Source organism: Paraburkholderia sediminicola (assembly GCF_046026855.1).
Lineage (GTDB): Bacteria > Pseudomonadota > Gammaproteobacteria > Burkholderiales > Burkholderiaceae > Paraburkholderia > Paraburkholderia sediminicola_A.
Genome location: NZ_JAQQET010000034.1, coordinates 93193 through 105735, shown reverse-complemented (window position 1 = coordinate 105735; position 12543 = coordinate 93193). Strand labels below are relative to the sequence as shown.

Genomic DNA, 12543 nt, shown 5'->3' with positions numbered 1-12543 from the left:
AAAGAAAGTAGGTGCCGCCCCGCACAGGGGCAACGCTAATAGACCAACACCAATTCAAGGAAAGGCCAAAAAAACCAGATCAAGCAAAAGCCAACACCGCAAGCAGATAGCCAAAAGCCGCCGAGCGGCGAAACACGTCAAGGAAGACCAACACCGCAGCTACACCGAAACAAGCGCCGCGAAGGCAAAAAAACCACCTCACTAACCTTGCGCTTCAAAAGCAGCCGCAGCCCGCCCTAACCGGTCATTAACAGCAATCCACTCAATCGTATCCGGCAGCTTCTCGATCAGAATCCGGCTAACATCCGCGCGATCCAGCGCCCTAAGCAACCCATATAACTCACGCGCATAAACATGCGGATCTTCAGGCGCGGCAATGAAATGCACGCCTTCAGCATGAGCCCAGTCGCCTGCGCGAGAAGCTCGCGCCACCAGGGCAACGCGTTCGTCGCCTGGGCGCGCCGCGAGCAAAGTCTGCAACGCATCAAACGGCAACAAAGCCAACGGCGTACGCGGCGCATAGTGCGCCTTCAATGTACCCGAAGCCCGCGGAGCCGTCGCATCCGACCCATCGGGCAAACGTGGCGCCTCGCCGAGGACATCGGCGATATCTTGCGGCGTGACCCGCCCCGGCCTCAACAGCGCCGGAAAGCCGCGTGACAGATCCAGAATCGTCGACTCAATCCCGACATCCGATGCACCACCGTCCAGCACATGAATCGCGCCGCCGAACTCATCACGCACATGCTGCGCTGTAGTTGGGCTCACATGGCCGAAGCGATTCGCCGACGGCGCAGCCACGCCACCATGCCCGCCACGCAACGCGCTGAATGCTTCCAGCAAAGCCTGGGCAACCGGATGCGATGGGCAGCGCAAACCCACCGAATCCTGCCCACCACTGACCGCTGCATTAATTCGCGCCGCGCGCCTCAGGATCAACGTGAGCGGTCCTGGCCAGAACGCATCGATCAAGCGCTGCGCCTCCGCCGGCAAATGCTCGACCCAGTAGTTCGGATCGCCCTGCGGCGCCAGATGCACGATCACCGGATGATTCGCCGGCCGGCCCTTCGCCGCGTAAATACGCGCGACCGCGTCCGGACTCTCGGCGTCGCCACCGAGTCCGTAGACCGTCTCCGTCGGGAACGCGACGAGGCCGCCCGCATCGAGCAGCGCGGCCGCATGCTCGATCTGCGCAGCGCTCACAGGCAAGACGCTCGTGGCGCCTCCCTCGGCAGGTTTGCTTTGATCCGGCATGGCGCTCGCGTCAGCTCGTGATGATATGCAGAAGCCGCGCGCAATCGCGCGCCGCCGTGCGGGCTTCTTCGAGCGTCGCGGCCGTGAAGTTCACGTGACCCATCTTGCGGCCGCAACGCGCGTCTTCCTTGCCATACAGATGCAAACGCGCAGCCGGCATCGCGGCGACTTCGTGCCACGGCGGTGTCACCGCCGCCTGCTTCGGCCCACCCGGGAACCAGACGTCGCCGAGGATGTTCAGCATTACCGCCGGTGAATGCTGGCGCGTGTCGCCGAGCGGCATACTGGTCATCGCACGGACCTGTTGTTCGAACTGGCTGGTCGCGCAGGCGTCGACGGTGTAGTGGCCGGAATTGTGCGGACGCGGCGCCATTTCGTTGGCGACCAGCGATCCGTCTTCGAGAATGAAGAACTCCACGCACAGCACGCCGACATAGCCGAGCTTGTCCGCGATTTGCAGCGCGGCCTGTTGCGCTTGCCCGACCAGGGTCGGGCTCGCATCCGGGGCGGGAACGATGGTGTGCGACAGCACGCCGTCGCGATGCGTGTTCTGCGCCAGCGGATACACCACCGACGCGCCGCTCGCCGCGCGCGCGATCAACGCGGACACTTCGAACTTCAACGGCAAGCGCTTTTCCAGCACGCACGGAACGCCCGCGAGCGACGCATGCGCCTCACGCACTTCCTCGGCGTTGCGCACGCGGATCTGGCCTTTGCCGTCGTAGCCCATGCGTGCAGTCTTGAGAATGCCCGGCAGCACGGCGTCGAGCTTCGCATCGTCGAGCGCGGCCAGCGCGTCCGACGATTCGATCACGACATGCGGCGCCACCGTCACGCCTGACGACGCAATAAAACGCTTCTCGGCGATCCGGTCCTGCGCCACGGCGACGCAACGGCCCGCCGGGCTGACAAACGTAGTTTTAGCGAGAAAATCGAGGCTCGCGGCCGGCACGTTCTCGAATTCAGTGGACACCGCCGCGCACAACCGCGCGAGTTCGGTGAGCGACGCTTCGTCGTCATAAGCCGCACGGATATGGCGATCGGCGACCGCGCCTGCGGGACTGTTTTCGTCCGGATCGAGCACGGCGACGCGATAGCCCATCGCCTGAGCGGCAAAACAGAACATGCGGCCGAGCTGGCCGCCACCGACCATGCCAAGCCATGCGCCGGGCAGAATCGGTGAAACCGGTGTGTTGTCTGGGTTCATCTTAGTGGTCGGTCACAACCGGATGCGCATGCAAAACATGCAATAACAGCATCCGGCCGGGGGTCAGACATTGGGGACGTCTAAATGCAATCAGCCCTGGCGCTTACAGCGCCGGCAGCACCATTGCGTGGGCTGCTTCGTTCTGGCGCACACGGAACGCAGCCAGTTTCTCCGCATATTCGGCGCTCGTGCCGCTCAGAATCGACACCGCGAACAGCGCCGCATTCGCCGCGCCCGCTTCGCCGATTGCGAACGTGGCAACCGGCACGCCCTTGGGCATCTGCACGATCGAATGCAACGAATCGACACCCTTCAGATACTTGCTCGCCACCGGCACGCCGAGCACCGGCACCGTGGTCTTGGCGGCCAACATGCCCGGCAGATGCGCCGCGCCGCCCGCACCCGCGATGATCGCGCGAATACCGCGCTCACGCGCGCTTTCGGCATAGGCAAACATCTCGTCAGGCATCCGGTGCGCGGATACGACCTTGGCTTCATACGGCACGCCGAATTCCTGCAGAATCGCGACGGCGTTCTTCATCACTTCCCAGTCGGAACTGGAGCCCATCAGCACGCCGACAACCGGCGCGCCATGCGTATGGGCAGTCTGGACTTCACTCATCTTACGGCTTCCTTGTTTCTTGAGCGGTGCGAACCGTAGTTAAGCGAGCTTGTGTCCGGTCAGGCGTTCGAGCGCTTCCTGGTACTTCTCGCCCGTCTTCGTGACCACGTCGTCCGGCAGCTTCGGTGCGGGCGGCTCTTTCTTCCACGGTTGGGCTTCGAGCCAGTCGCGCACGAACTGCTTGTCGAACGACGGCGGGTTGGTGCCAACCTGGTACTGGTCAGCCGGCCAGAAACGCGACGAATCGGCGGTCAGCGCCTCATCCATCAGATACAGCTGGCCATGGTTGTCCAGACCGAATTCGAACTTCGTATCCGCGATGATGATGCCGCGCGTTGCAGCATAGTCAGCGGCTTCCTTGTACAGCTTGATCGAGATGTCGCGGATCGTGGCCGACAGTTCGGTGCCGATGCGGCGTTCCATCTCGTTGTAGGTGATGTTCTCGTCGTGATGGCCCATTTCGGCCTTGGCTGCCGGCGTGAAAATCGGCTCAGGCAGTTTTTGTGCGTTTTGCAGGCCCGGCGGCAGTTCTACGCCACACACCGAACCGGTTGCCTGATAGTCTTTCCAGCCGCTGCCGGCCAGATAACCGCGCACCACGGCCTCGACCAGGATCGGCTCGAGGCGTTTCACCACCACCGCGCGGCCCTTGACCTGCTCGACTTCGTCAGCCGCCACCACGGACTCGGGCGCCACGCCCGTGAGGTGATTCGGCACCACGTGCTTCAGTTTCTCGAACCAGAAGTTCGCCATTTCGTTGAGCACGCGGCCCTTATTCGGAATCGGCTCGCCCATGATGACGTCGAACGCCGACAGACGGTCGGTCGTGACGATCAGCAACTGGTCGTTGCCCACCGCATAGTTGTCGCGGACTTTACCGCGGCCGAGCAGCGGCAGCGAGTGGAGCGTGGATTCGTAAAGGGTAGACATCGTCGTGGTTCGCTAAAAGTAGGGCAAAAAGTGTGACCGGAACAAAAGGGAAACGCCGTTCCCCGGATGATGCGGGAACGGCGATCGAACGACAACCTGGCCAATCAGCCAGGTGTAGAGCTTGGTTATAGCTTAGCGGACGACTTGCGCGAGGTCGCCCGATTTGTACTTCTCCGCGATTTTATCAAGCGAAACCGGCTTGATCTTGCCAGCCTGGCCTTCGCAGCCGAATTGCGTGAAGCGCTCGAGGCAGATCTTCATCGCGGCTTCGCGCGCCGGCTTCAGGTAGTCGCGCGGATCGAACTTGCCCGGATTCTGCGCCATGTAGCGGCGGATCGCACCGGTGATCGCCAGACGCAGGTCGGTGTCGATATTGACCTTGCGCACGCCGTTCCTGATACCTTCCTGAATCTCTGAAACCGGCACGCCGTAGGTTTCTTTCATGTCGCCGCCGAATTCGCGGATTTCCGCGAGCAGTTCCTGCGGCACCGACGACGAACCGTGCATCACCAGGTGCGTGTTCGGAATGCGCTGGTGAATTTCCTTGATGCGCTGGATCGACAGGATGTCGCCCGTGGGCTTCTTGCTGAATTTGTACGCGCCGTGCGACGTACCGATCGCGATCGCGAGCGCGTCGCATTGCGTCTGTTTGACGAAGTCGGCAGCCTGCTCCGGGTCGGTCAGCAATTGTTCGCGGGTCATCGTGCCTTCCGCGCCGTGGCCGTCTTCCTTGTCGCCCTTCATGGTTTCCAGCGAACCAAGCACGCCCAGTTCCGCTTCCACCGTGATGCCGATCGAGTGCGCCGCTTCAACCACCTTGCGCGACACGTCGACGTTGTACTCGTACGATGCGACCGTCTTGCCGTCGGCTTCGAGCGAACCGTCCATCATCACGCTGGTGAAACCGCTGCGGATCGCCGCCATACAGACCGCCGGCGATTGGCCGTGGTCCTGGTGCATCACGACCGGAATGTGCGGGTACGACTCCACCGCCGCTTCGATCAGGTGACGCAGGAACGGCTCGCCCGCGTACTTACGCGCGCCGGCCGACGCCTGCATGATGACCGGGGCGTTGACCTTGTCGGCCGCCGCCATGATGGCCTGCACCTGCTCCAGGTTGTTCACGTTGAATGCCGGAATGCCATAACCGTTTTCGGCGGCATGGTCCAGCAGTTGACGCATTGATACGAGAGGCATGCTTAACTCCTTAGATTGAAACGAATTCTGTGCCGCCGGCATCTTTTGGGGCGATTTTATCGCGTAGCAAGCTGCATACCCGTTCACACCTTCCCTAAAGCGCGTCACTTGCGGACCTTCGCCGCACGCGCGATTGGAGTCTGTGCGCCGCCTCTCGCGGGGCATGACAGCCTGCTTCGCTCAATCAAGCCTGCGTGCCGATCGAGCAGTCTTCGGTCTACACCGAATCAATACGGCTCACCGACGCGCACGATCTTCAACGTATTCGTGCCGCCTGCCTGGCCCATCGGCTCGCCGACGGTCAGCACCACCATGTCGCCGCGCGACGCGTAGCCCTTGCTGACCACGGTTTCCAGCGCCTGCTGCAACGCGGTGTCGCGGTCGGTGCTGGTGTCCAGATGCAGCGACGTGACGTTGCGGTAGATCGCCATCGCCCGTTCGCTGCCGACGCGCGGCGTGAGCGCGAAAATCGGTACGTGCGTCCAGTGACGCGACATCCAGAGCGCGGTCGAACCCGATTCGGTCAACGCAACGATCGCCTTCGCGCCCAGATGGAACGCCGTAAACAGCGCGCCCATGGCGATGGACTGGTCGATTCGCGTAAACGTGCGGTCGAGGAAGTCCTTGTCCAACTCCGACTGCTCCGACTTTTCGGCTTCGAGGCAGATCGCCGCCATCGTCTCGATGGTCTGCACCGGGTACTTGCCCGCTGCAGACTCGGCCGACAGCATCACCGCGTCCGTGCCGTCCAGCACCGCGTTGGCGACATCCGACACTTCAGCGCGGGTCGGCACGGGAGCGTAGATCATCGATTCCATCATCTGGGTCGCGGTGATCACGAACTTGTTCGATTCGCGCGCCATACGAATCATGCGCTTTTGCAGCGCGGGAACTGCGGCATTGCCCACTTCCACGGCCAGGTCGCCGCGCGCGACCATGATGCCGTCCGATGCGTCGAGGATGCCTTGCAGTGCCGGAATCGCTTCCGCCCGCTCGATCTTCGCGATCATCTTCGGCTTGATGCCGTAGGGCGCACCCGCGATGTTCGCGAGCTGGCGGGCCATTTCCATGTCGGTGGCGTTCTTGGGGAACGATACCGCGACGAAATCCACACCGAGCGACATCGCCGTGCGGATGTCTTCCATGTCTTTGGCCGTCAGGGCCGGCGCCGTCAGGCCACCGCCCTGGCGATTGATGCCCTTGTTGTTCGACAGATCGCCGCCGATCTTCACGGTGGTGTGGATCTCACTGCCGAGCACGCGCACGACGTCCAGCACGATCAGGCCGTCGTTGAGCAACAGCACGTCGCCCGGCTTCAGGTCGCGCGGCAGGTCCTTGTAGTCGAGCCCGACGCGATCGTCGTTGCCGAGTTCACACTCGGCGTCAAGGATGAACGCGTTGCCAGGAACGAGCGTGGTCTTGCCGTTTTCGAATTTGCCGACCCGAATCTTTGGACCTTGCAGGTCAGCCATGATGGCAACTTCACGGCCGGCCTGACGGGCCGCCTCGCGCACGAATTCGGCGCGCTGGCGGTGGTCGTCGGCGGTGCCGTGCGAGAAATTGAGCCGCACCACGTCGGCTCCTGCCTGAATCATTTGCAGCAGGATTTCCGGCGTACTGGAAGCCGGTCCGATGGTAGCGACAATCTTGGTGGCGCGATGCATGAGTCTCCTCGTCTGGGTGGGATCGCTGGAATGAGCGCTGCGAGTCGGATGCGGAGGCTGCGCACCGAAGGGTGCTGCTGGGGGCTGCGCGCCGGTTGAAACCAGCGTCGCTTTATGGGGTGAAGCGGTGTTCGATACCGGCACGGGGGCTGCCGGTGGGGGTGCGAGCGTGACCTCGCCGTCCGGGAGTTCTGCCGGCGAGTGGGCGGCTTGTCCGGTGGACAATTCCGCTGCCTCGCTGCCAGTGGTCAACTCCGCGAGCGCGAGGGACAACTCGGATTCTTGCTGCTGCGGGGCCGCAGCTTCAGCCACGGCCGGTGTGGCGGCGGAGCGCGCTTCGCGCTCCCCTGCCGTTGCTGCTGCGGTGTTGCGCGGCAACTTGCTGCCGCGCGCTTTTGCAGACTTCGCTGAGGGGGAGCGCGTCACCACGTTAAGCCCGTGATTCCAGAACTTCGACCGCGGGCAGTTTCTTGCCCTCGAGGAACTCGAGGAAAGCGCCGCCGCCCGTCGAGATGTAGCTGACCTTGTCGTGGATGCCGTACTTGGCAATCGCCGCCAGCGTATCGCCACCGCCAGCGATTGAGAACGCCGACGATTTGGCGATCGCGTCAGCCAGCGTCTTCGTACCGTTGCCGAACTGGTCGAATTCGAACACGCCGACCGGGCCGTTCCACACGATCGTGCCGGCTTTTTCCAGTTGTGCGGCGAGCGCCTTGGCGGTTTCCGGTCCGATGTCGAGGATCATGTCGTCGTCTTGGACATCGGCGACAGCCTTGACTTCAGCCTTCGCGGTGGGCGAAAACTCTTTCGCCGTGACCACGTCGGTCGGGATCGGCACCGAGGCGCCGCGGGCTTTCGCTGCGTCGATGATGACCTTGGCTTCGGCGACCAGATCGGCTTCGGCGAGCGACTTGCCGATCTTCAGGCCGGCCGCCAGCATGAACGTATTGGCGATGCCGCCGCCGACGATCAGCTGATCGACCTTGTCGGCCAGCGATTTCAGAATGGTCAGCTTGGTGGACACCTTCGAGCCGGCAACGATCGCCACCAGCGGACGCTTCGGCGCGCCCAGCGCCTTGCCGAGGGCTTCGAGTTCAGCGGCCAGCAGCGGGCCGGCACAGGCGACCGGCGCGTATTTGGCGATGCCGTGCGTGGTGGCTTCGGCGCGGTGCGCGGTGCCGAAGGCATCGTTCACGTAGATGTCGCAGAGCTTCGCCATTTTCTGCGCGAGCTCGTCGGAATCCTTCTTCTCACCCTTGTTGACGCGGCAGTTTTCCAGCAGCACGACCTGGCCCGGCGCGACGTTCACGCCGTTTTCGACCCAGTTGGCGACCAGCGGTACGTCACGGCCAAGCAGCTCGGCGAGGCGCTTCGCAACCGGCGCGAGCGAATCTTCCGGCTTGAATTCGCCCTCGGTCGGGCGGCCCAGATGCGACGTGACCATCACGGCGGCGCCCGCGTCCAGCGCGGCCTTGATCGCCGGCACGGAGGCGCGGATACGGGTGTCTTCGGTGATGTTGCCTTGATCGTCCTGCGGCACGTTCAGATCGGCGCGGATGAACACACGTTTGCCGGATAGCTTGCCTTCGGCGATCAGATCGGAGAGACGCAATACCTTGTTCATGGGCTTTTGTGCATGCGAGTTGATGGGAAGGCGGTGGCGGACAACGCGCCAGGGACCGAATGCGGCAAACTCCAGCGCTTCGGCACGGCAGCGGCTCCACTGAATCGGGTGCCGGCGGCATGGCCGCGGCTGTCGCGCCATGCACCGGCGCGCTTATCCCGGAAACGACCATTTTAACTGATCCACACTACCTTCTGACCGGCAACCAGGCGAATGTCCCGTATTTGGAGGATGCACCGCGCATGTCGCGGCGCAGCATTTCCAGCTCGATCAATTACATGAAGAGGCGCAAGAGCGTGAACACGACCATTCCCAGCACAATCGTGCCGAGCATGGTGCGCCGCCACAAAAACCACGCGAGACCGGACAGCGTTGCGTAAAACTCGTGGTTCGACGGTGCGAACGAGAGCCCGTCCGGTGTCGCCAGCACGTCGGGCAACACGACGGCGGCAAGCGCCGCGGCCGGCGCATAGCGCAGCATCCGCTGGACGCGCGCTGGCAAAACCGTGCGCTCGCCGCCGATTAGAAACATCGCGCGTGTCACCGCGGTGACGAAGGTCATGCCAATAATGGCCAGCCAGATCTGCGTGGATGTCATCGGGAATCTCCGGCGCTGTTGCGGATGCGGCGCAAGTCGGCGCGCTCGACCATCAGATCGGCCGCGCTGCCGGCAACAATCGCCGCGATTACCGCGAGCGGCAGTGCGAGCCGGTACGGCAGGTCGAAAGCGAGCAGCGACACCACGCCGGCGACGCTGACGGCGACCAGCGTGGAACGCGTGGCGATCGCCGAGACCATGATGGGCAGCAGTGCCAGCGTACCCGCGAGTGCGAGGCCCCAGTTGTCCGGGATCAGGCTCGCCAGCAGAATGCCGACGATCGACGACACCTGCCACGACAGCCAGCTGCACGTCGCCATGCCCCAGAAGTACGCCTCTTTACCCGGCACGTAACCGGTCTGGAAACTCTTCTTCTGGAACAGCAGATAGATCACGTCGCCGTTGAAGTAACCGAGCACGATGCGCCGCCACATGGGCAAATAGGAGAAATGCGGCGCGAGGCCGGCGCTGAAGATCACGAAACGCGTATTGACCATCGCGGCCGTGAGCAGCACGGTCCAGATCGGCAGTTTGGCGGCGAGCAGCGGCAACACGGCCAATTGCGACGATCCGGCGTAGCACAGCAGCGACATGGTGAGCGCCTGCGGCAGCGTGAGCACGGACTTGCTCATCGCAATGCCGGTGACGAGGCCCCAGGAGAAAATCGCCATCAGCGTGGGCGAATAGTCGCGCGCGCCCTGACGAAAGGCACGGCGATCAGTATCTGACAGACGAGCGAGCATGAGGCGAAACGCTTTGGCACCAAGGGGCGCCGCAACGAAGGGAGGTCGGCGCCAAGTCGTCAAGCACCCGCTGGCGCATCCGGATATGAATTATGCGTGCGCCGAATTATAGCGCCCGCCGTGCGGCCAAATGCCCGTTTCGTGTGCAAAAGACGCTAAAATGACGCTCCCACACCCTACACCGCACCCGCTGGAGAATCGTATGTCAATGGCCGACCGCGACGGCAAGATCTGGATGGATGGCAAGCTCATCGACTGGCGCGATGCCAAGATCCACGTGCTCACGCACACGCTGCATTACGGCATGGGCGTTTTCGAAGGCGTACGCGCCTACAAGACGGCGGACGGCGGCACAGCGATTTTTCGCCTCCAGGAGCACACCAAACGCCTGCTGAACTCGGCCAAGATCTTCCAGATGGACGTCCCGTTCGACCACGAAACGCTGGCGGCCGCGCAGTGCGAAGTGGTCCGCGAAAACAAGCTGGAATCCTGCTACCTGCGCCCGATCATCTGGGTCGGCTCGGAAAAGCTCGGCGTGTCGGCCAAGGGCAACACGATCCACGTGGCGATCGCCGCCTGGCCGTGGGGCGCTTACCTCGGTGAAGACGGGATTGCCAAGGGCATCCGCGTGAAGACTTCGTCGTTCACGCGCCATCATGTGAACGTGTCGATGGTTCGCGCCAAAGCTTCGGGCTGGTACGTGAACTCGATTCTCGCCAACCAGGAAGCGATCGCCGACGGTTACGACGAAGCGCTGCTGCTGGACGTAGACGGCTACGTGTCGGAAGGCTCGGGCGAAAACTTCTTCCTCGTGAACAACGGCAAGCTGTACACGCCGGATCTGGCGTCGTGCCTCGACGGCATCACGCGTGACACGGTCATTACGCTGGCGCGCGACGCGGGCATCCAGGTGATCGAAAAGCGCATCACACGTGACGAGGTCTACACCTGCGACGAAGCGTTCTTCACCGGCACCGCCGCAGAAGTCACGCCGATCCGCGAACTCGACAACCGCACGATCGGCTCGGGCGCACGTGGCCCGATCACCGAGAAGCTGCAATCGGGCTTCTTCGATATCGTGAACGGCAAGAGCGACAAGTACGCGCACTGGCTGACCAGGATCTAACGCGCGCTGCGCCGCCCTTGGGCCCTCGGCCTCCCGGCGGTGCAACGCACGCACTCTGCATACAACGAGAAAGTCCCCATGAGCGAAATCAAGGAAATGCCGCTGGTCGAACTGTCGGCAAAAGATCTGCCTGCGTATTGCCCGAATCCGTCGATGCCGCGTTGGAGCACGCACCCGCGTGTGTTTATCGACGTGACGCACGGCGAAGCACGCTGCCCGTATTGCGGCACGCGCTACAAGCTGCGCGACGGCGAAGTGGTCAAGGGTCACTAACCTTGAACACTGCGCACTGATCGCTTGCGGCGCTCTTTGCCAACGCGCCTGCTGCCTGGATCGTCATGTGACGGACTTTTGCAGCAGAGGGTAGCGAGGCAAGCGCTTCGCAGTACAGCCGCAGCGATGCCGGCCATGCCGGATCTGCGCCGCAAGGCACGTGGCTTTTCCCCTTTTACACAATCGAACACCACGCGTACAGCTCGCGCGGCGCTTCGTTTTGACACCGGACACTCACTCTGATGCGTCGCGCGTTGGTTATCGCACCGAACTGGATCGGTGACGCATTGATGGCGCAGCCGCTGTTTGCGCGCCTCGTGAAATTGCATCCGCGCATCGTGATCGACGCGGTTGCGCCCTCGTGGGTCGCGCCCGTACTCGAACGCATGCCCGAGATCCGCGACGTCTACGCCACGGACCTCGCGCACGGCAAGCTGCAGATGCTGCGCCGCTGGCAACTGGCGAGCGACTTGCGCGATGTCGGCTACGACGCGGCCTATGTCCTGCCGAATTCGCTCAAGTCGGCGCTGATTCCGTGGATGGCGGGCATTCCGCTGCGCATCGGCTACACGGGCGAAAGCCGCTACGGCTTGCTGAATGTGCGCCACGCGAATCCGCGCAAGGACGAGCGCCCGCCGATGGTTGGCCACTACGCCGCCCTCGCCTACGCGCCAGGCGCCAAGATCCCCGACGACCTGCCGATGCCCCGGCTCGACGCAGACCTGAACGAAGCCTCGCGAGTCTCCGCGCGCTTCAATCTAGATACGCGCGTGCCACTGCTGGTGTTCTGCCCGGGCGCCGAATACGGTCCGGCCAAGCGCTGGCCACCCGAGCATTTCGCAGCGCTCGCGCAGATGGTCGGCCAGTCGTTCCCGTATACGCAGATCATCGCGCTCGGCTCGCCGAAAGATGCGCCGCTTGCCCAGGCCATCGCCGAGAAAGCGCCGAACGTGCGTAATCTGTGCGGCCAGACCGCGCTTGGTGAGGCTTGTGCGCTGATCTCGCGGGCCAATGCAGTCGTCACCAACGATTCCGGCCTGATGCACGTAACCGCCGCGCTGCGTCGGCCGCTGGTGGCGGTGTACGGGTCGACCGATCCGCGCCACACGCCGCCCCTGTCCGAGCTTGCGAAGGTACAATGGCTTCATCTTGAATGCAGCCCCTGTTTTCAGCGCGAGTGTCCGCTCGGGCATCTGAACTGTCTGAAGCAATTGAGCGCCGAGCAGGTCTTCGGCGATTTGCGCGGCATGTTGCTTGCGCAACGTTGAACCCGGTTGATTCGACTGATACTTGCACGCAACACCG

Annotated in this window: 13 protein-coding genes; 4 read left to right on the top strand and 9 right to left on the bottom strand. The window is 63.1% G+C overall.

Annotation, left to right across the window (positions count from 1 at the left end; genetic code table 11):
- Nucleotides 1–205 (top strand): hypothetical protein (locus tag PQR40_RS30575; protein ID WP_408510525.1); only part of this gene is annotated, 205 nt, incomplete at its 5' end.
- On the opposite strand, the gene PQR40_RS30570 is transcribed toward PQR40_RS30575, so the two are convergent.
- From PQR40_RS30570 to PQR40_RS30530, 9 genes are all read right to left on the bottom strand, one after another.
- A complete protein-coding gene (locus PQR40_RS30570; protein WP_408241005.1) occupies nt 202–1254 on the bottom strand; it encodes an L-threonylcarbamoyladenylate synthase in 1053 nt (350 codons plus the stop codon). The two genes, PQR40_RS30575 and PQR40_RS30570, sit on opposite strands and share 4 nt — an antisense overlap.
- A gap of 10 nt (nt 1255–1264) precedes the next feature.
- A complete protein-coding gene (locus PQR40_RS30565) occupies nt 1265–2461 on the bottom strand; it encodes a 5-(carboxyamino)imidazole ribonucleotide synthase (protein ID WP_408510524.1) in 1197 nt (398 codons plus the stop codon).
- Between the two features lie 103 nt (nt 2462–2564).
- A complete protein-coding gene (gene purE, locus PQR40_RS30560; RefSeq protein WP_120289708.1) occupies nt 2565–3083 on the bottom strand; it encodes a 5-(carboxyamino)imidazole ribonucleotide mutase in 519 nt (172 codons plus the stop codon).
- Between the two features lie 39 nt (nt 3084–3122).
- Nucleotides 3123–4013 (bottom strand): phosphoribosylaminoimidazolesuccinocarboxamide synthase, encoded by an 891-nt coding sequence (locus tag PQR40_RS30555; protein ID WP_408510523.1) that lies wholly within the window; start codon nt 4011–4013, stop codon nt 3123–3125.
- A 132-nt stretch (nt 4014–4145) separates the two neighbouring features.
- Nucleotides 4146–5210: a class II fructose-bisphosphate aldolase gene (gene fba / locus PQR40_RS30550; protein ID WP_408240996.1), complete on the bottom strand. Its 1065-nt coding sequence runs from the start codon at nt 5208–5210 to the stop codon at nt 4146–4148.
- A 227-nt stretch (nt 5211–5437) separates the two neighbouring features.
- Nucleotides 5438–6874: a pyruvate kinase gene (gene pyk, locus PQR40_RS30545; protein WP_408240993.1), complete on the bottom strand. Its 1437-nt coding sequence runs from the start codon at nt 6872–6874 to the stop codon at nt 5438–5440.
- Between the two features lie 430 nt (nt 6875–7304).
- Nucleotides 7305–8498 (bottom strand): phosphoglycerate kinase, encoded by a 1194-nt coding sequence (locus PQR40_RS30540; protein WP_408510522.1) that lies wholly within the window; start codon nt 8496–8498, stop codon nt 7305–7307.
- 274 nt (nt 8499–8772) lie between these two features.
- Nucleotides 8773–9096, bottom strand: coding sequence for a branched-chain amino acid transport AzlD family protein (locus tag PQR40_RS30535; protein ID WP_408394318.1), 324 nt, complete (start codon nt 9094–9096; stop codon nt 8773–8775).
- A complete protein-coding gene (locus PQR40_RS30530) occupies nt 9093–9839 on the bottom strand; it encodes an AzlC family ABC transporter permease (RefSeq protein WP_408340543.1) in 747 nt (248 codons plus the stop codon). The genes PQR40_RS30535 and PQR40_RS30530 overlap by 4 nt, the downstream gene beginning before the upstream one ends.
- Before the next feature lie 202 nt (nt 9840–10041).
- Between PQR40_RS30530 and PQR40_RS30525 the strand changes: the two genes are divergently transcribed.
- The 3 genes from PQR40_RS30525 (at nt 10042) to waaF (ending at nt 12506) form a co-directional block, all read left to right on the top strand.
- Complete coding sequence (locus tag PQR40_RS30525; RefSeq protein ID WP_011489743.1) at nt 10042–10965, top strand: branched-chain amino acid transaminase; 924 nt, start codon at nt 10042–10044, stop codon at nt 10963–10965.
- 78 nt (nt 10966–11043) lie between these two features.
- Nucleotides 11044–11238: a zinc-finger domain-containing protein gene (locus PQR40_RS30520; RefSeq protein ID WP_017772808.1), complete on the top strand. Its 195-nt coding sequence runs from the start codon at nt 11044–11046 to the stop codon at nt 11236–11238.
- 242 nt (nt 11239–11480) lie between these two features.
- Nucleotides 11481–12506 carry a lipopolysaccharide heptosyltransferase II gene (waaF, locus tag PQR40_RS30515; RefSeq protein ID WP_408340545.1) on the top strand — a complete coding sequence of 342 codons (1026 nt, stop codon included), beginning with the start codon at nt 11481–11483 and terminating at the stop codon, nt 12504–12506.
- Nucleotides 12507–12543 lie beyond the last annotated feature (37 nt).